At 33.3% G+C, this 19,208-nt stretch carries 14 protein-coding genes; 7 read left to right on the top strand and 7 right to left on the bottom strand.

Features of this window, described 5'->3' with window-relative positions; genetic code table 11:
* Positions 1-196 precede the first annotated feature (196 nt).
* A complete protein-coding gene (gene pheT / locus VGE71_RS18440) occupies positions 197-2,617 on the bottom strand; it encodes a phenylalanine--tRNA ligase subunit beta (RefSeq protein WP_331139625.1) in 2,421 nt (806 codons plus the stop codon).
* A gap of 273 nt (positions 2,618-2,890) precedes the next feature.
* On the opposite strand from pheT, the gene VGE71_RS18435 reads away from it, so the two are divergent.
* The 3 genes from VGE71_RS18435 (at position 2,891) to VGE71_RS18425 (ending at position 5,933) form a co-directional block, all read left to right on the top strand.
* Positions 2,891-4,396 carry an aldehyde dehydrogenase family protein gene (locus tag VGE71_RS18435; protein WP_331139624.1) on the top strand — a complete coding sequence of 502 codons (1,506 nt, stop codon included), beginning with the start codon at positions 2,891-2,893 and terminating at the stop codon, positions 4,394-4,396.
* 62 nt (positions 4,397-4,458) lie between these two features.
* Positions 4,459-5,493 carry an alcohol dehydrogenase AdhP gene (gene adhP, locus VGE71_RS18430; RefSeq protein ID WP_331139623.1) on the top strand — a complete coding sequence of 345 codons (1,035 nt, stop codon included), beginning with the start codon at positions 4,459-4,461 and terminating at the stop codon, positions 5,491-5,493.
* A 65-nt stretch (positions 5,494-5,558) separates the two neighbouring features.
* Entirely contained in the window at positions 5,559-5,933 is a 375-nt protein-coding gene (locus tag VGE71_RS18425; RefSeq protein WP_331139622.1) for a DUF779 domain-containing protein, read from the top strand.
* A gap of 46 nt (positions 5,934-5,979) precedes the next feature.
* On the opposite strand, the gene VGE71_RS18420 is transcribed toward VGE71_RS18425, so the two are convergent.
* The 5 genes from VGE71_RS18420 to VGE71_RS18400 all read right to left on the bottom strand — a co-directional run bounded on the left by VGE71_RS18420 (position 5,980) and on the right by VGE71_RS18400 (position 13,691).
* The gene (locus tag VGE71_RS18420) at positions 5,980-6,903 is read right to left on the bottom strand and encodes an AraC family transcriptional regulator (RefSeq protein WP_331139621.1); all 924 of its coding nucleotides are present in this window, start codon (positions 6,901-6,903) and stop codon (positions 5,980-5,982) included.
* A 73-nt stretch (positions 6,904-6,976) separates the two neighbouring features.
* Entirely contained in the window at positions 6,977-7,840 is an 864-nt protein-coding gene (locus tag VGE71_RS18415) for a bestrophin family protein (RefSeq protein ID WP_144212918.1), read from the bottom strand.
* A gap of 229 nt (positions 7,841-8,069) precedes the next feature.
* Positions 8,070-9,380 (bottom strand): TolC family protein, encoded by a 1,311-nt coding sequence (locus VGE71_RS18410; protein WP_331139620.1) that lies wholly within the window; start codon positions 9,378-9,380, stop codon positions 8,070-8,072.
* Positions 9,381-9,443: 63 nt separating this feature from the next.
* Positions 9,444-12,542: an efflux RND transporter permease subunit gene (locus VGE71_RS18405; protein WP_331139619.1), complete on the bottom strand. Its 3,099-nt coding sequence runs from the start codon at positions 12,540-12,542 to the stop codon at positions 9,444-9,446.
* An 87-nt stretch (positions 12,543-12,629) separates the two neighbouring features.
* Positions 12,630-13,691: an efflux RND transporter periplasmic adaptor subunit gene (locus tag VGE71_RS18400; protein ID WP_331139618.1), complete on the bottom strand. Its 1,062-nt coding sequence runs from the start codon at positions 13,689-13,691 to the stop codon at positions 12,630-12,632.
* 481 nt (positions 13,692-14,172) lie between these two features.
* Here VGE71_RS18400 and VGE71_RS18395 point away from each other — a divergent pair, with 481 nt between their 5' ends.
* The 4 genes from VGE71_RS18395 (at position 14,173) to VGE71_RS18380 (ending at position 16,722) form a co-directional block, all read left to right on the top strand.
* On the top strand, positions 14,173-14,772 hold the full coding sequence (locus VGE71_RS18395; protein WP_331139617.1) for a TlpA family protein disulfide reductase: 600 nt from the start codon (positions 14,173-14,175) through the stop codon (positions 14,770-14,772).
* A 33-nt stretch (positions 14,773-14,805) separates the two neighbouring features.
* Entirely contained in the window at positions 14,806-15,660 is an 855-nt protein-coding gene (locus VGE71_RS18390) for a hypothetical protein (protein WP_331139616.1), read from the top strand.
* Between the two features lie 50 nt (positions 15,661-15,710).
* Positions 15,711-16,055, top strand: coding sequence for a hypothetical protein (locus tag VGE71_RS18385; protein WP_331139615.1), 345 nt, complete (start codon positions 15,711-15,713; stop codon positions 16,053-16,055).
* A 64-nt stretch (positions 16,056-16,119) separates the two neighbouring features.
* A complete protein-coding gene (locus VGE71_RS18380; RefSeq protein WP_331139614.1) occupies positions 16,120-16,722 on the top strand; it encodes a PAS domain-containing protein in 603 nt (200 codons plus the stop codon).
* Between the two features lie 216 nt (positions 16,723-16,938).
* Here VGE71_RS18380 and recG read toward each other — a convergent pair whose 3' ends face one another.
* On the bottom strand, positions 16,939-19,047 hold the full coding sequence (gene recG / locus VGE71_RS18375; protein WP_331139613.1) for an ATP-dependent DNA helicase RecG: 2,109 nt from the start codon (positions 19,045-19,047) through the stop codon (positions 16,939-16,941).
* Between the last annotated feature and the right edge of the window lie 161 nt (positions 19,048-19,208).

Here is a 19,208-nt window from a genome sequence, read left to right as displayed (position 1 = left end):
GTTATTGAAAACAAAAATATCCGAAACATAAAATTTAGACAAGGGGAAATATACCCTTTTTTTGTTTCAGCTTTCAAATTTTTCAACCACAAAGACATAAGTTTTTTGATCAAACGTCTATAAAAAGAAAAGTCCGCAAAGTTTTAAAAACTTTGCGGACTTCGCGTTTATCCTTGCGTCCTTTACGGTTAAGAATTTATCTCAAACTTGCTCCCAGTTCAGTTTCGAATGTCTGTTGTAATTTAGACATAATTTTGTCAATCTGAGAATCGGTTAATGTTTTGCTGTTGTCTTGAATTGTAAAACTCAAAGCATATGATTTCTTTCCTTCAGGTAATTTGTTTCCTTGATAAACATCAAATAGATTGATGTCTTTCAAAAGTGTTTTTTCGGTCTGTTTAGCAAGATTAAAAACACTTTCGTAAGTAGTTTTTTCATCAATTAATAAAGCTAAATCTCTACGAACTTCAGGATATTTAGGAATTTCAGTATACTTGATTTTTCCAGTAATAATTTTTAGAACTAAATCCCAGTTAAAATCAGCGTAATAAACATCTTGTTTGATGCCGAAATGTTTCAAAATAGGTTTTTTAACTACACCCATTTCTACTAAAATATCATTGTTGTAAGTTATAGCAGTTCCTTCAGAATAAATGTCGGATTGAACTGGCGCATTAGAAATTTTTTCAATTCCTAAACGAGACAAAATGGCTTTTACATACCCTTTCAACAAGAAGAAATCTGTTGTTTTTTGTGGACTTGTCCAAGTTTCTTTGTTTCTGTTTCCAGAAATTAATAAAGAAAGATGTTTGTGCTCCTCAAAACCGTTTAAATATTTGTGATATGTTTTTCCGAATTCAAATAATTTTAAGTCCGAATTTTTTCTGTTAATGTTGTAAGAAACAGCTTCTAATCCTGAAAATAATAAAGATTGACGAAGTGTTGCTAAATCACTACTCAACGGATTTAACATCGAAACATTATGTTCTTCTTTTAATGAAGTCGATAATTTTCCATAAGATGCAGTTGTCAATGAATTCGCCATCATTTCATGGAAACCTTGAGAATTCAATTGAGAAGCAATCGTATTTTGTACTTTATAATCTTCAGTTCTTGGCGAATTGGCTACAGTAGCATTGAATTTCTTAGAGAAGTTAATGTTGTTGTAACCGTAAACTCTTAAGATTTCTTCGATTACGTCAATTTCGCGCTGTACATCTACGCGGTAAGCAGGAATTGTTAAACCTAAACCAGAATCAGAAACACTATTTACTTTAATATCTAAAGAAACTAAAATCTTTTTGATGGTGTCTTTTGAAATTTCCTGTCCAATAATCTTAGATACATGGCTGAAATTCAATAAAACAGAGAAATCTTCTACTTTTTTAGGATAAACTTCTACAACATCAGAAGTGATTTTTCCACCCGCAACTTCTTGGATTAAAAGAGCAGCACGTTTCAAAGCATATTCAGTAATTGTTGGATCAATTCCTCTTTCAAATCTAAAAGAAGCATCCGTACTTAATTGGTGTCTTTTAGCTGTTTTACGAATACTAACCGGATCAAAATAAGCGCTTTCTAGGAAGATGGTTGTTGTTCCCTCAGAAACACCAGATTTTTTACCACCAAAAAATCCTGCAATACAAAGTGGCCCTATTTCGTCACAAATCATTAAATCTTCTTTGTGAAGCGTTCTTTCTACATCGTCAAGAGTAACAAATTTAGTTCCCTCTGTAGCAGTTTTTACAATGATTTTTCCGTTGATTTTCGCAGCGTCAAAAGCATGTAAAGGTTGTCCTAATTCGTGTAAAACATAATTAGTAACGTCGACAATATTATTTTTTGGAGTTAAACCAATAGCTTTTAGACGATCTTGTAACCAGCTTGGAGATTCGTGAACAGAAATTCCAGAAATCGTTACACCACAATATCTTGGCGCTAAATGATTATCTTCAACATTAACGTCAATTTTTAAGGTACGCATGTCTACTCTAAAATTACTTACAGAAGGAGTAATCAATTCGATGTTTACACCACGTTGCAGCATTCCAGCTCTTAAATCACGAGCAGTTCCATAATGACTCATCGCATCGGCACGGTTTGGTGTCAATCCGATTTCAAAAACTTCATCATTTGCAATTTGAAATACTTCAGAAGCAGGTGTTCCAGGAACTAAATCTTCAGCCAAAACCATAATTCCGTCGTGGCTCGTTCCTAAACCTAATTCATCTTCAGCACAAATCATTCCATGGCTTTCCTGTCCGCGGATTTTACCTTTTTTAATGGTGAATTCTGCGCCATCTTTATCATATAAAATAGTGCCGATTGTGGCAACTGGTACTTTTTGCCCTGCAGTAACGTTTGCAGCTCCGCATACAATTTGTATAGGCGCTTCTAAACCAACATTGACTGTAGTAACTTTCAATCTATCAGCATCAGGGTGTTTTTCGCATGTAAGAACGTGTCCAACAACAACTCCTTCTAATCCTCCTTTAATGGATTGGTATTTTTCGACAACTTCAACTTCCAAACCAAGATCTGTAAGTAATTCTGAAGTCTGCTCAGATGTCCAATCTGTTTTAATAAATTGTTTTAACCAGTTGTAAGATATTTTCATTGTAACTTTTTTATTCTTAAATAAGTTTACAAATATAAGGATTGCGCCGTGGAGTAGGAAAAAATTATTTGGTTTTTTCTAGCTGTTTTTTTGTGACTCAAAAATACTCTCTACTAATTATTTGATAATTTATACATTAAAATTTTATTAAATAAATAGTATAGTTAACTAAAAAAATGGAATGTGTAATTTTTGTGCTACAAGATGAATGAAAAGTGCTATTCTGTTTCTTTTTATGAAACTAAATTTGGAGTAAATCAAAAAAAGAATATTATGAGTACCACAGCAAAAAGACCTGAATTTAAGGCACAATACGATAATTATATTGGTGGAAAATTTACTGCGCCAATTACAGGAGAATACTTTGATGTTGTTTCTCCAATTGATGGAAAAGTATTTACAAAAGCAGCGCATTCTGGAAAAGCAGATTTAGAATTAGCCGTTGATACAGCTTATGAAGCATTTAAAACTTGGGGAAAAACTTCTGTTACAGAAAGAAGTATTTTATTGAATAAGATTGCTCAAAAAATTGAAGATAATTTAGAATACATCGCGACAGTTGAAACAATTGATAATGGAAAACCAATTCGCGAAACGCTAGCTGCCGATATTCCTTTGGCAATTGATCACTTTAGATATTTTGCGGGAGTCATTCGTGCAGAAGAAAGTTCGATTGCAGAATTAGATTCGCAGACTGTTTCCATCGCATTAAGTGAGCCACTTGGAGTTGTAGCGCAAATTATTCCTTGGAATTTCCCGATTTTAATGGCAGTATGGAAAATCGCTCCTGCATTGGCAGCAGGAAATACTATTGTTTTAAAGCCAGCTGAAAGCACACCGATTTCTATTATGGTTTTAATGGAATTAATTGGAGATATTCTTCCTCCGGGAGTTCTAAATATTGTGAATGGTTTTGGAGCAGAATTAGGTCGTCCTTTAGTAACCAATAAAAAAGTAGCAAAAGCAGCATTTACAGGTTCAACTACCACGGGACGTTTGGTAATGCAGTATGCGACAGAAAATATTATTCCGGTGACTTTAGAATTAGGCGGAAAATCTCCAAATATATTCTTCCCATCTGTCGCAGACCATGATGATGATTTCTTTGACAAAGCGGTTGAAGGAGCAGTTTTATTTGCTTTAAACCAAGGAGAAATTTGTACTTGTCCTTCCAGATTGTTAATTCACGAAGATATTTACGACAAGTTTATTGCAAAAGTAATTGAAAGAACAGAAGCCATTGTAGCAGGAAATCCGTTGGATAAATCAACTATGATTGGTGCTCAGACTTCGATTGTTCAGAAAAAAAAAATTATGTCTTACATCAAATTAGGAAAAGAAGAAGGAGCGGAGGTTTTAACTGGTGGTGATGAAAATAAATTAGGAGGCGAATTAGAAGGCGGTTATTACATCAAACCAACTTTATTTAAAGGTCATAACAAAATGAGAATCTTCCAAGAAGAAATTTTCGGACCTGTTTTAGCGGTTACTACTTTTAAAACTACAGAAGAAGCAATCGAAATTGCAAATGATACAATGTACGGCTTAGGTGCAGGTGTTTGGACAAGAGATGCACATGAAATTTACCAAGTTCCAAGAGCGATTCAGTCTGGTCGTGTTTGGATTAATCAGTACCATTCTTATCCTGCAGGAGCGCCGTTTGGAGGTTACAAACAATCTGGAATTGGTCGCGAAAACCATAAAATGATGTTAAGCCAATACCGTCAAACCAAAAACATGCTGATTTCTTATGACAAAAAGAAATTAGGATTCTTTTAAAGTATATAAACCTGAGAATAGAAAATTAATCCGATTTTCTTTTCTCTTAAAACCATAGAATTATGCTTCCAAAAACAATGAAAGCCGCGGTCGTCAGAGAATTTGGATCTCTTTTGAAAATTGAAGAGGTTGAAGTAAAACGTCCAGGCAGAAATGAAATTCTTGTAAAAGTAATTGCAAGTGGAGTTTGCCACACCGATTTACATGCTGTAGATGGAGACTGGCCAGTTAAACCTAAAATGCCTTTAATTCCAGGACATGAAGCTGTTGGTTATGTTGCCGCAGTAGGACAGGATGTAAAAAATGTAAAAGAAGGAGATGCCGTTGGTGTGCCTTGGCTTTACAGCGCTTGTGGTGGATGCGATCACTGCATTACAGGCTGGGAAACCTTATGCGAAAGTCAGCAGAATGGTGGTTACAGTGTAGATGGCGGTTTTGCTGAATTTGTTATAGCAGATGCTAGATATGTTGGTATTTTACCTTCAAATGTGAACTTCATCGAAATGGCTCCTATTTTGTGTGCTGGTGTTACTGTTTATAAAGGATTAAAAGAAACTGAAGTTAAACCTGGCGAATGGGTCGCGATTTCTGGAATTGGAGGTTTAGGACATGTTGCTGTGCAATATGCAAAAGCTATGGGAATGAATGTAGCCGCAATAGATATTGGAGATGATAAATTGGAACTGGCGAAAAAATTAGGTGCAGATTTGGTTGTAAATGCCAAAAATCAAAATCCTGGAGAATTCTTAAAGAAAGAAGTTGGTGGTATGCATGGGGCGTTGGTTACTGCAGTTTCGCCAATTGCTTTCAAGCAAGGACTTGAAACATTGAGAAGAAAAGGTACAATGGCATTAAACGGACTTCCTCCAGGCAATTTTGATTTATCTATTTTCGATACTGTTTTAAATAGAATTACAATTAGAGGTTCGATTGTTGGAACTCGTAAAGACATGAAAGAAGCAATTGAATTTGCGGTTGATGGAAAGGTTAAAGCAACAGTTACAACTTCAAAATTGGAAGAGGTAAACGCTGTTTTTGACAAAATGAAAAAAGGAGAAATAGAAGGAAGAATCGTGCTGGATATAGCGCAGTCCTAAATAGTTGGTTATGTTAAGGCAGTAAACTTTTAAAGGGTTTACTGCTTTTTTTAATTTTGAAAGTTATGATTAGACGTATTGATGCCACAGAAAAAGCAGTTGAATTGATCAATATCCTCAAAGAAAAACATGGTGAATTAATGTTTTATCAAGCTGGAGGATGTTGTGAAGGAACACAGCCGCAATGTTTTGAAAAAGGAGGTTATTACCAGCGAACTGGAGATGTTTGTATTGGAATAATAGAAGACACTGAATTTTGGGTAGATAAAGATTTATTCGAATATTGGAAGCATGCACATTTTACTTTAACTGTAATTGATGCATTTGGAGTAGGAGGTTTTTCATTGGAAACGCCTTTGAAGAAAACATTTCAAATAGAATATCGAATTTTTACTCCAGAAGAAGAGAAGGGTTTAGAACCAGTTACTAGGATTGAGTAGTTTTTTTAGTCTCAGTCTCAGTCTAAAACTTAGTATCTTAGAACCTTTAATTAATATAAAGTAACTGGTACTGTTTTGGTGTAATTCCCTCGTGTTTTTTGAATAATCGAATAAAATAGTTTGCATCTTCAAAACCTGCTAAATAGCAAACTTCGTTAATTTGCAGTGTTGGATTCTTTAATAGGTTTTTAGCACATTTTATTTTTTCATTCAAAATATATTCAATCGGACTCATGCCGAGTTCGCGTTTAAAAAAGCGATAGAAAGAAGTTGTGCTCATGCAGGCTTTTTCGCTTAAAGTTTTCAAATTCATGTTTTCCTTTAAGTTTTGTTTGATGTATTCTGTAACTTCTGTTATGGGATTATTAGTTTCATAAAATTTTCCTTCATCAATCGATTTTACAGTTTGAGTCTGAATAATTCTAATCAATAATTCCTTTAAGGTTAAGTCGGCTAAAATATCTTTGGTAATAGAGGTGCTCATGCACTCTTTTATCAGTTTATTGATGGTTGTAGCCATTTCGACATTATTGTAGAAGAAATAATTCTCATAGTTTAATTGCCAAAATATATTGCTTCCTTCTTTTGGATAATGTTCATTAAGGAAGTTTAAAATTTCAGTAATTTTTGCATGATCAATTGCTAAAGCCAAGCATTGTGTTGGATTATTTTTGGATGCTTCAGGGAAATCAATTTTCATTTCTACATTCGAAGGAACAATTACGGTTTCACCAGGCAGATATTCAAATTCTGGATCATCAAAAAGATGCATAACTTTCTTGCCTCTAAGCATACTCGTTACGACCAAATCATTAAATTTTAACGGAACCATCTTAGTCGATTCGTAGGTTTCAAACAAATTCAATTCGCAATTACTAAGATTGTAAATGGTTCTGTTTTCAACAAGAGTCTTCAACGATTTTTCTTGTGATAATTGAAGCGGATTGACTAGAAATCTTTGGTTATTCATTGAAATTTAGCTTTTGGTGAAGACTCTAAATTTAATGAAAATAAGAATATAATAGGGTAGATTTAACGTTTTATTAAATCAATTCTTCTATGTGTTTTTTGATGTTTTCCGACATTTTTTTAGTTGGTAAATCATTTTCGTCATCACCAAACGGATCTTCAATTTCTTCGGCGATAAGTTCTAAACTGGCCAAAACATAAAATATAAAAACAACAACCGGAGCAACAAAATAACCAAGACTTACAGAATATCCAAACGGAAGTGTCATCGTGTAAAAGAAAATAAATTTCTTTATAAAAGCGCTGTAAGAGTAGGGAATAGGAGTGTTTTTGATACGTTCACAAGCGCCGCAAATATCCGTGAAAGCAACCAATTCGTCGTTGATGGTAATCAACTGATCACCAGAAATTTTACCTGCATCATACAAATCGTTGATTTTATGATACATAATTCTTTTTAGCTGATTAGGTTTGTGTTTATGATTGTCTAATTCTAATTCAACATCTTCAAACAACATTTTGCTAGTTTCTTCATCTTTTAAATGTTTGTGTAGAATGTCAGCATACATCGGGATGTACTTTCTAAAAAAGTTTCTGTCGTTTTCATCTTTTAGAATTGCAGAAAGTTTGATAGCAAAATTTCGGCTGTTATTTACGAGTCCGCCCCAAAGTTTACGGCCTTCCCACCAACGGTCATAAGCAGTATTAGTTCTAAAAACAAGCAAAAGTGAAATCACAAAACCCAGCATTCCGTGCATAATCGGAATACTGTGAATGTAGTCGTTTTTTGTAACTTTAAAATATTCGACTTCCAGATAACCAACGGCAGCAGAATAAATTCCAATTGCAATCATAATTGGAAACAGTTTTCTAACAGTATCAGATTTATGAAAATGAAAAATAAAGGTAAACCAGTCTTTGGTGTTATAGGAGATCATTTAAGTTTGTTTTGAAACAAATTTAAACTAAAAATTAACTCGTTGGTTGAAATTATTTTCAACACATAGAAACATAGTTTGTCTAAATTTAAAAAAGGCGTTTGACTAGTTTAAATACACATAGTTTAGCTATGTGTGGAAACTTGTTTCTTCCATTTTCTTTTTTTGACACAAAAATCTATGTCTCTATGTGTTAAAATGTTTGTGTCTTTTAATTTCCCCCAGCGGCTTAAAAGTTAATATTTCCTGCTAATTCTTTTAACGCAATTTCAGATAATTTGGCTTCATATTGTGCATTGCTGTAACGTACTTTTGCATTGACATAATTAAGCTGAGCGGTTCTAAAATCGATGGTTGTAATAGTTCCGATTTTGAATTTATCTAAAGTAATTTCTAAATTCTGTCTGGCAATTGCTTCGTTATCTTCTTCTAGGTCGATTAATTCTAAATTTGTTAAATAAGTCTGAAAAGCAGTACTCAATTGCGTATTCAAAATCATATTTTGTTGTTCGATGGCAATCTGAGTGTTTTCAATCTGCATTTTCGCCACCTTTTCATTTCGATGCTGATTGAAACCATCAAAAATATTCATAGAAGCATTAAAACCGTAATTTAAACCTCTATTAGAAGTTTCGCTGGTAAAACCTAAACTGGATTGGCTTTCAGAGAAATTATATCCCGTTGTTAATCTTAGAATAGGATAACGATCTGCTTTAACTTGTTTTAATTGTAATTCAGCAATTCGTTTGTTGATAATTTGTGACTCAAGGGCAGGATTTTGTTTTTGTGCTAAATCCATTAAATCAGCCAAAACCAATTTATTGTCTACATTGACTTCATCCGTTACTTTGAAATCAATTTTTGGGTCGCGTGCTAAATATTGATTTAATAAGATTTTGGCATTGGCATAAGATTCTTTCTGTCTTAATAAAGCAACCTGATCGGAATTTAGATCGACCTGCGCATTTAAGACTTCTAATTTTGAGGCTTTTCCAATACTAAATCTGTTTTTAGCCAAAGTTAATCTCTGATTAGAAATTACAATAGTAGTATCTAAAGCAGCCAATTGATGTTGTTGTTGCACCAAGTCGTAATAAGCAGAATTAACTTGTCCGATTTTAACCAAAATGGTTCTTTTAAGTTCAGAATCACCTAGTTTTTGAAGTTCTTTTAACTGATCGTATTTGGCGAACATTTTCATTCCGTCAAAAACCGTCCATCCTAAGCTAACTCCATAATTTAAACTATTATTTTTGGCATTATTCAAAGATGTTGTTGTTCCGTCCTGACGTACTTGTGTAGAGTTGGTAACATTATTGTTGTCTGTAATATTTGCGGTTGCAGTTGGTAACATTCCTGCATTTCCAACAGTAACATTTGTTTCGTTTATTCTAGAATTGTTTTTAGCAATTTTAATTTCAAAATTATTTTCCAGAGCTATTGTCATAGCCTGTTCAATAGTCAGAACTTCCTGTGCATTTGCCTGAATAATACAAGCAAAAAGTATTATTAAAGTACAGTATATATTTTTGATATTCATTTTTATATTCTTTTACCAGACAATCACGAATTCTAGAAGATAAAATTCGTGATTTTTTGGTTTCTATTTTATACTTTCTCTTTCGTATTCATCGATATGGTCAAATTCCGGATAATGTTTTCTGGCTTTAGACCACATTAAATAGATCGCAGGAATTACAAAAAGTGTTAAAGCTAACGAGAAAATCGTTCCTCCAACAATTACAACTCCCATACCAATTCTACTCGTTGACGCAGCACCAAGCGACATTGCAATTGGAAGTGCTCCTAAAGCAATGGCTAAACTGGTCATTAAAATTGGACGTAAACGTGCTTCTGAAGCTTCTAAAATCGCTTCTAATTTTGGTTTACCTTGTTCTCGCAACTGATTCGCAAATTCGACAATCAAAATACCGTTTTTCGTTACCAAACCAATAAGCATTACGGTACCAATCTGACTAAAAATATTCCAAGTTTGGTTGAATAACCATAAAGAGAATAAAGCTCCTGCAACTGCCATTGGAACCGTTAAAATGATAATAAACGGATCAATGAAACTTTCAAACTGTGCAGCAAGAATCAGGAATATTAATAATAAAGCCAATCCAAAAGCGAAAGAAGTATTTGAGCTACTTTCTACAAAATCTCGAGATTCTCCAGCTAAATCGGTTGTAAAACTTTCGTCTAAAACTTTAGCTTTAATTCGGTCCATTTCTTTAATTCCATCACCCATGCTTTTTCCTGGTGCTAAACCAGCAGCAACAGTTGCAGACATGTATCGATTGTTATGATACAATTGTGGAGGATTACTTTGTTCGTAAACCTTTACCACGTTATCCATTTGAATCAATTCTCCGTTTTTGTTTTTCACAAACATCGAAGTCAAGTCCAAAGGCTTAGATCTGTCTTTTTGATCAAACTGACCAATTACTTGATATTGTTTTCCGTTTTTAATGAAATAACCAAAACGCTGTCCGCTTAAAGAAAGCTGTAAAGTCTGTGCAATATCTAAAATAGAAATCCCTAAACTTTCTGCTTTTGCACGGTCAATTGTAACGTTTAATTCAGGTTTGTTAAATTTTAAATTTACATCTGTAATTGAAAAAACATCACTTTTGCCAACTTCTTCCATAAATAAAGGAATTTTTTCTCTTAATTTATCAAAAGTTGGAGCTTGAATAATATATTGAACGGGTAAACCTCCACGTCTGTTTACAGCAATAGTTGGCTGTTGAATAACAGATGTCTTAGCGTCTGGATATTTTTTTGTCCATTTCGATAATTGGTCTGCTATTTCCTTTTGTGATCTTTCTCTCTCGTCTGGTTGCTTTAAAGAAAGTCTAATAAAACCTGAATTTGCTGCGGATCCTCCAGAACCGGGTGCGGTAATGACCAAACTTACTTTTTTTTCAGGTATTGAATCATCAACCAGTTTGGAAATTTCCTGCATAAAACGATTTGTGTATTCATAAGAAGAACCTTCTGGAGTCGTCATACGCATGGTTACAGAACTACGATCATCATAAGGAGCAGTTTCTTTAGGAAGAATAGTAAAGAACAAATAAATTAATCCAAAACAAGCTATCAAAATTGGAAAACTAAGCCATTTTCTAGCCATAAATTTATTTAGCGCATCCGCATAACCGCTATTCATTTTTTCGAAGAAAGGCTCCGTTTTTATGTAGAATTTGGATTTCTTCTGTTCACCGCCTTTCATTAAGTAGGCATTCAACATTGGGGTTAAAGTCAGAGATACAAATGCAGAAATTAAAACCGCGGCTCCAATTACAACACCGAATTCCCTAAATAAACGGCCTACAAATCCTTCAAGAAAAATTACGGGTAAAAATACCGAAGCTAAAGTTACCGAAATCGAAATTACAGCGTAAAAAATCTCATTAGAACCTTTTATAGCTGCCTCAATTGGTGACATTCCTTCTTCGACTTTTTTGAAAATGTTTTCTGTTACTACAATTCCATCATCAACCACCAAACCGGTTGCCAGTACAATAGCCAGGAGCGTCAATACATTTATAGAAAAACCAAAAAGCCACATAATAAAAAACGTAGCAATCAAAGATACAGGTATATCTATTAAAGGTCGGAATGCAATAGCCCAATCTCTAAAAAACAAGTAGATAATAATAATAACAAGAATAATGGAGATTCCTAGTGTTTCTGCAACTTCTAAAACTGATTTTTTTACAAATAGGGTATTATCAAGAGCAATATTAAGTTTGATATCTTTAGGTAAATCCTTTTTTAAGGCTTCATACTTTTTATAAAACTCAGCTGAAATATCCAGATAATTTGCTCCAGGCATTGGCACGATGGCAAGTCCAATCATTGGAAGTCCAGATGATGTTAATCCAGTCTCTATATTTTCGGGACCTAATTCAGCTCTTCCGACATCGCTTAGGCGCACAATCTTATCTCCATCAGTTCTAATAATGATATCATTGAATGCTTCAGGTTTTGATAGATTTCCTATAGTTTTTACCGTTAATTCGGTATTGTCTCCAGTTAATTTTCCTGAAGGTAACTCAACGTTTTGAGAATTTAATGCCGCACGAACTTCTGCAACTGTACAACCATAGGCTGCTAATTTTGCAGGATCGATCCATAAACGCATGGCGTAACGTTTTTGCCCCCAAATTTGCACAGCACTTACGCCAGGAATCGTTTCTAATCGCTGTGAAATAACATTTTCAGCATAATCACTCAATTCTAAAGAACTTCTTGTGTTACTTTGAACCGTCATTGAAATAATAGATTCACTGTCCGCATCTGCTTTGGAAACTACAGGCGGAGCATCAATATCTTGGGGTAAATTTCTAATAGCTTGCGAAACTTTGTCACGAACATCATTTGCAGCTTCTTCTAAATCTTTGTCAAGATTAAACTCAATAGTAATGTTACTGCTTCCTTGGTTACTCGAAGAAGTAATATTTCGAATTCCGTCAATTGCGTTTACTGCTTTTTCAAGAGGTTCGGTAATTTGTGATTCGATAATATCAGAATTCGCACCTGTATAATTGGTACGAATAGAAACCTGCGCAGGGTCAATAGAAGGGAACTCCCTAACCCCTAAAAAGGTATAACCAATGAAACCGAATAATATGATTAATAAATTCAGTACAATGGTTAAAACAGGTCTTTTTATACTTGTAGTTGATAAACTCATCTTATGATTTTAGATTTTAGATTGTTGATTTTAGATTTTAGATTTCAGGACACACGAAATCTAAAATCTAAAATCTGAAATCATAAATTATTTTTGGATTTTAACTTTAATTGGTGCTTCATTTTTTAATGACATTACACCACTTGTGATTAAAGTATCTCCCGCTTTCAATCCGGACAAAATCAGGATTGAAGAATCAGTTCTTGTTGTCGCATCAACCATAACTTCTTTTGCTTGTCCGTTGTTAGCAATAAAAACTTTTTTACCATCCTGAATCGGAATGATAGCTTGAGACGGTACAACAATAGCGTCTTTAATAATATTTAAAGGTAATTTGATATCTGCAAATGTTCCAGGGAAAAGTTTTCCGTCTGTATTGTCTGCAATGGCACGAATTTGAAGCGTACGCGTTGCAACGGCTACTTCAGGCTCAATAGCATAAATTTTGGCATTATAGGTTTTGGTTGAACCAGAAACTTTAAAATCAATTACAGATCCAGATTGTACTTGCGAAGCATATTTTTCAGGAATAGAAAAAGTAATTTTTAATTTGCCTGTATTAACCAATTTCGCAACTAATACAGTTGGAGTAATGTATGTTCCTGGAGAAATAGAGCGAAGACCAATTTTTCCTGAGAATGGTGCTCTTACAGAAGTTTTAGAAATTTGTGCTCTAATTAATTGACTTTGTGCCTGTGCAGAAGCGTGATCTGCTCGTGCGATATCTGCTTCTTCCTGACTGATAGCCTCTTTTTGAAGTAACAGTTTTGCTCTTCTTTCATTCTCTGCAGCCAAACCTTCTTTGGTTACAGCTTGTCTTAATTGGGCTTTTAGTTCAATATCATTTACTTTAAAAAGCACTTGACCTTTGGTTACATAAGATCCCTCGTTAAAAAATATTCCTTCTACAATTCCAGAAACCTCACTATGAATTTCCACTTGTTCATTGGCTTCGATAGAGCCCGAAAGTGATAAGTTATTATCAAAAGTGGCTGTTTTTATTACAATTCCGTTAACAGTTGTTGGAGAATTTTTATCATTGAATTTTTTAGAGTCATCATTTTTGCTCTTGTTTGATATAATTCTGTAGGTAATAAAACCTCCTATTGTAATAATTAAAAGTGTGTAAATGAGGTGTTTTACTTTCATAAAATTGAGGTGAATATAGTTTTATAGGTTTATGTTTTTAGTAAGCTTACAAATTTAACTTTTTGATACGAAATCGGAAGATGTTAGCTTTTATTTAACATTTGTATGTACAAAGGTTTGCAATTAGACTCAAAAAGAATCGAAAGGTTTAATAAAAGATTAATTTTTTTTTAAAATAAAAATAAGATGTTTCTAAAGTCAATGATTAGACTCTGAAATCTGAAAAGTCAGGCGAAGTCTAGCTTTAAATAATTTTTATGCATTTTGTCTGATTTTTTTTGCACTTTATCGATTTTATTTGTAACATTGGGATGTTAAACAAAACAAGTTTTTTTTGACTATTATTTGTCTATTAATAGGGGAGTACTGTTAAAATTTAGCATTTGAAAGTTGTTTTTTGAAGTTTTTATAGAATCTGGTTGATAATTATTTTAACAAGTGTTTATTTTTTTGTTGCTTAAACTAATAAAAAAAATGATATATGAAGAAAAAATTACTTCTAACATTATGGTTTTCATTATTACTTCTTTCGGTTGGTTATTTGTTTTGGAAGAACGAGTTTAAATATAGTCTTCCAACACCAGTACCACAAAACTATAAAGCAATTGCGATGGGCTCTAAAATTGAATTAGGAGCTTGCTGTCCTTTTGATCAAAAACCAATTTTTATTCATTTTTTCAATCCAGATTGTCCGTGTTCCCGCTTTAACGTTCCTCATGTGAGTGAGTTGATTAAAAAGTACGGAGATCAGATTAATTTTAAGATTGTGGTGTTAAACAAAAATAAAAGTTTTAGCATTGCTGAAATCCAAGAAAAATTTGATGCTAAAATTCCTGTTTATTTCGAGAAATCAATTGCAGATAAATGCGGAGTTTTTTCAACACCTCAGGCGGTTTTGTTAGATCCTTCACATAATTTGTATTATCGTGGTAATTACAATAAAACGAGATATTGTACAGATGCTAAGAGTAATTATGCTCAAATGGCGATTGATTCTCTTTTACGTAAAAATTATCACCCTTCTTTTAATGCTTTTGCCCTGAAAGCATATGGATGTTCGTTACCAAATTGTACTAAATAAATCTATTTTCCAAAAATCCAAAAACTAAAACCTATGAAAACAAAAGCTAGTTTAAACGAACAGGATTATCTGCACAGTTTTATGTCTACCATGACTCAAAAGTCAGATACTATTATTAATTATGTACTTGCCGTATATTTTCTTCTCGGTATTGGACTGTCATTTAAATATGATACTTTCGAAATTGGGGTTGGAGTGGGAACGCTCAATCTTTTGGCTTATTATTCGGCTAAGTTTTTTATAAAGAATTCGAAATTCTATCAGTACGTCTTGTCTGTTGTTCTGTCAATATTTATGGCGCAATATATTTACCAAATGCATGGTATGTTCGAAATGCATTTCACTGTTTTTATTGCCAGTACGATCTTAATTATTTATCAAAACTGGAAGTTGCAAATACCCTTGGCTCTTTTAGTAATTCTGCATCACGCTGGTTTGGCTTACCTACAAAACTATATTTATAATGATGCAACTGGATTACAAGTGTATTTTTCTCAGGTTACTTTTGATTTAGAAACCCTGATTATTCACACATTTCTGGCGACAGTTGTTTTTTTTATGAATGGTTATTGGGCGTATTATTTTAAAGAACATAGTGAAAATCATATTTCAAAAATTTCTGATGAATACGAATTAGAGAACATGAAATTAGCTTCTGCAAAATACAGCTCAATGTCGGCTACAAAAGATTATAATGATTTTGTTCACAGAACAACTTTAGACTTAAAACTTCCTGTAAATTCGGTCTTAAAACTAATTGATGTTTCAAAAGGACATACAGACAATGATAAACTGCTGACTTATCTTGAAATGATGAGAGAAAGTGCCAAAAAAATTGATGACTTAGTCAATGATATTCATGTAAAGTCGACAAACAGTAGGAATTAAGTTCTTTACGACAAGTACCAATCCCCAAATACTAATTTTATAACTGTTGTATGTTTAAGCATGATTTACCAACTGCAGTTCCTACATTGCATAATTTGAAAAAAACTATTGACCATTTTTTAAGTGACACCATAACATTAAATTCAATCGATAAAATTGGAGCCGAATCAGAATTTGAAGCAGAAGTTGCAGAAATTCTAAAAGGCTACAGAGATAATTCGCAAGTTCATAATCTAGATTTTCAATATAAAAAACTGATTCAGATTACTAATGATATTCACAATCTTAATCTGGTAGTAAATAATGAGATTCCGGAATGGCTAGAACGCGAATTGGGAATTGTTTTTCACAAAATCAGAAATATTCTTCTTGTTTTGGAAATTGAATTAAATTAAAAATTGTTTAAGGATGCATTTTATATGCTTAATTGAATTGTAAATTAATTTAAATGTAAAATTTATGGATACCAGAATTAATCGCCCTACGCCATCAGACAGAGAAGTAGACTGGAATAAGAATAAAGTACTGCTTAGTAAAACTGATAAAAAAGGAACCATTTTATATGCTAACGAAGATTTTATAGATGTTTCTGGTTATGATGAGTTCGAACTTGTCGGTCAACCGCACAATATAGTTCGACATCCTGATATGCCCAAAGTCATTTTTAAATTTTTATGGGACAGTATAAAATCGAGTGAAAACATTCACGTAATAATAAAAAACATGGCCAAAACAGGCCGCTATTACTGGGTTGTAACCGATTTTAAAATTATTGCCGATACCGACGGTGAAATTGTAGGTTTCTTTGGAACAAGAAAATCGGTTCCAAATGAGATTATTGTAAAATTTATTGAGCCTTTGTACAAGAAATTGCTCCAGATAGAAGAAACCAGCGGAATTCATGCTTCTGAAGAATATCTCGTAGGCTTTTTAGAAGAAAGAAAGAAAACCTATATGGAATATATTGATCATTTAATTGCCACTGGTAAAGATGATAAAAACAAAATAAGTAAAGGTTTATTCGGCGGATTGTTTGATAAAAGCACTCCAAAGAAGAAATAATTTTTAAATATGCTTCATTGTATCCATTCAAATATTCAACAAAAATTTGCCCCCCAACAAATCTAAATCACCTGAATATTGAAACTTTTTAAAAAGTGAGATGCAGTGAAGTATATTTTTTTTTTTAAGTGACAGAGGTTCAAAGTAACAAAGGGACAAAGGTTTTTATGCATAAAGCTAAAACCTTTGTCCCTTTGTTTCTTTGTTACTTTGTTCCTAAGAAATATAATTCCAAATATTTTTCTTCTTTGTCAATTCTATAAAAATTGCTCTTAGAATAGCATTTTCTGGTTTTTGTAATGCAGAATCTTCTTTTAAGATTTTCATAGCATAGTTTCTAGCTAAAGAAAGGATTTCTCTATCTTTTACAATATCTGCAATTTGAAGGTTTAATACACCGCTTTGTTGAGTTCCCATTAAATCGCCGGGACCGCGAAGTTTTAAGTCAACTTCGGCAATTTCGAAACCATCATTGGTTTGAACCATGGTTTCCATTCTCGTTTTACTGTCAGTACTTAATTTATGTCCTGTCATTAAGATACAATAACTTTGTTCGGCACCTCGACCAACACGTCCGCGTAGCTGATGCAGTTGCGAAAGCCCGAATCGTTCGGCACTTTCTATAATCATCACACTGGCGTTTGGAACATTTACACCAACTTCAATTACTGTAGTTGCCACCATAATATTGGTTTTTCCTTCAGAGAAACGTTTCATTTCGGCATCTTTATCTGCTGGTTTCATTTTTCCATGCAGAATAGAAATCGAATATTGCGGAAGCGGAAAATCACGGGAAATACTTTCGTAACCATCCATTAAATCCTTATAATCCATTTTTTCAGATTCCTGAATCAGCGGATAAACGATGTAGATTTGTCTGCCTTTTGCAATTTCATCACGAAGGAATTTCCAGACTTTCAAACGGTTGGTATCAAAACGATGTACAGTTTGAATTGGTTTTCTTCCTGGAGGTAATTCATCAATTACAGAAATATCCAAATCACCATATAAACTCATCGCCAATGTTCTCGGAATTGGAGTAGCAGTCATCACTAAAACGTGTGGCGGAATATCATTTTTCTTCCATAATTTAGAACGTTGTTCTACACCAAAACGATGCTGTTCGTCAATGACAGCCAAACCTAAATTTTGAAATTTTACTTTGTCTTCTAATAAAGCGTGAGTTCCGATCAAAATTTTAAGCGTTCCGTTTTCTAATTCCTCATGAATAATTTTTCTTTCAGAAGTTTTAGTCGAACCCGTTAATATTCTGATATTGATGTTTAAGGTATTAGCAAATTCAGATAAACCAAGAAAATGTTGATTGGCCAAAATCTCGGTAGGCGCCATTAAACAAGCCTGAAAACCATTATCAATAGCCAAAAGCATACTCATAAAAGCCACGATTGTTTTTCCAGAACCAACATCACCTTGAAGCAAACGGTTCATTTGGGCATTACTTCCCATATCCGTTCTGATTTCTTTGATTACTCTTTTTTGAGCGTTTGTTAAATCAAAAGGAAGATGGTTTTTATAAAAATCATTAAAAAGTTCGCCCACTTTATCAAATGGATGACCTTTTATTTTATGTTTTCTAATAAGGTTTTTAGTAATTAATTGAAGCTGAATAAAGAACAATTCTTCAAATTTTAATCTGAATTGTGCTTTCGCTAAAATATCGGCACTTTTAGGAAAATGAATATTAAATAAAGCCGCTTTTTTCGGAATTAGTTTTAATTCCTCTATTAAAAAAGGAGGAAAGGTTTCTGTAAAAAGTGCCTGAGTTTCCAGAAACAATTGTTCCATCATTTTATTGATGGTACGATTTGAAATTCCTTTATTGGTTAAAGCCTCCGTTGAAGGATAAACAGGCTGCATGGCAGAACGTAAACTTCTTTCGTGTTCGCTCAGCAATTCAATTTCTGGATGCGCCATACTAAACTGGCTTCCATACAAAGAGCATTTTCCGAAAATAACAAGCTGTTCATTTAGCTTTAAGGTTTCACGAATCCATTTATGACCTTGAAACCAATTTAAATCAATTTGTCCAGTGTCATCAACAAAAGTAGCCACAAGACGTTTTTTGTTTTTGGCGAACTCAACGGTTTTAATGTGGATTATTTTTCCAATAATCTGTACTTCAGAACCCGTATTCTGCAATTCATTAATCTTATAATAACGCGTTCTGTCAATATATCGGTTCGGAAAAAAATTAACCAAATCTCCATATTTATGAATACCCAATTCCTTACGAAGAAGCTGACCACGACTGGGACCAACGCCTTTTAAGTATTCAATTGGAGTTTCTAGAAGATTATTAGACATTAAATTATTTTAGATTTTAGATTGCTGATTTTAGATTTGAGAAAATTGGAATTTGGAATTAATCAATTGGAATTTTATTAAAAAGCGAAGATAGATTTTAATTAGGAATTTTGAAAATCAATTATGGAGCTTAAGATTTTGAATGTTAAGTTATCGTTATC

It is taken from the genome of Flavobacterium sp. (genome assembly GCF_036405015.1).
Taxonomy (GTDB): Bacteria; Bacteroidota; Bacteroidia; order Flavobacteriales; family Flavobacteriaceae; genus Flavobacterium.
The sequence above is the reverse complement of the archived record's forward strand: the minus strand, read 5'-3'. Positions and strand labels throughout refer to the sequence as shown.

Excerpts from the sequence above, each read along its gene's own strand:
- pheT (WP_331139625.1), bottom strand. The coding sequence starts at position 2,617 with ATGAAAATATCTTACAACTGGTTAAAACAATTTATTAAAACAGATTGG.
- VGE71_RS18435 (WP_331139624.1), top strand. The coding sequence starts at position 2,891 with ATGAGTACCACAGCAAAAAGACCTGAATTTAAGGCACAATACGATAAT.
- adhP (WP_331139623.1), top strand. The coding sequence starts at position 4,459 with ATGCTTCCAAAAACAATGAAAGCCGCGGTCGTCAGAGAATTTGGATCT.
- VGE71_RS18425 (WP_331139622.1), top strand. The coding sequence starts at position 5,559 with ATGATTAGACGTATTGATGCCACAGAAAAAGCAGTTGAATTGATCAAT.
- VGE71_RS18420 (WP_331139621.1), bottom strand. The coding sequence starts at position 6,903 with ATGAATAACCAAAGATTTCTAGTCAATCCGCTTCAATTATCACAAGAA.
- VGE71_RS18415 (WP_144212918.1), bottom strand. The coding sequence starts at position 7,840 with ATGATCTCCTATAACACCAAAGACTGGTTTACCTTTATTTTTCATTTT.
- VGE71_RS18410 (WP_331139620.1), bottom strand. The coding sequence starts at position 9,380 with ATGAATATCAAAAATATATACTGTACTTTAATAATACTTTTTGCTTGT.
- VGE71_RS18405 (WP_331139619.1), bottom strand. The coding sequence starts at position 12,542 with ATGAGTTTATCAACTACAAGTATAAAAAGACCTGTTTTAACCATTGTA.
- VGE71_RS18400 (WP_331139618.1), bottom strand. The coding sequence starts at position 13,691 with ATGAAAGTAAAACACCTCATTTACACACTTTTAATTATTACAATAGGA.
- VGE71_RS18395 (WP_331139617.1), top strand. The coding sequence starts at position 14,173 with ATGAAGAAAAAATTACTTCTAACATTATGGTTTTCATTATTACTTCTT.
- VGE71_RS18390 (WP_331139616.1), top strand. The coding sequence starts at position 14,806 with ATGAAAACAAAAGCTAGTTTAAACGAACAGGATTATCTGCACAGTTTT.
- VGE71_RS18385 (WP_331139615.1), top strand. The coding sequence starts at position 15,711 with ATGTTTAAGCATGATTTACCAACTGCAGTTCCTACATTGCATAATTTG.
- VGE71_RS18380 (WP_331139614.1), top strand. The coding sequence starts at position 16,120 with ATGGATACCAGAATTAATCGCCCTACGCCATCAGACAGAGAAGTAGAC.
- recG (WP_331139613.1), bottom strand. The coding sequence starts at position 19,047 with ATGTCTAATAATCTTCTAGAAACTCCAATTGAATACTTAAAAGGCGTT.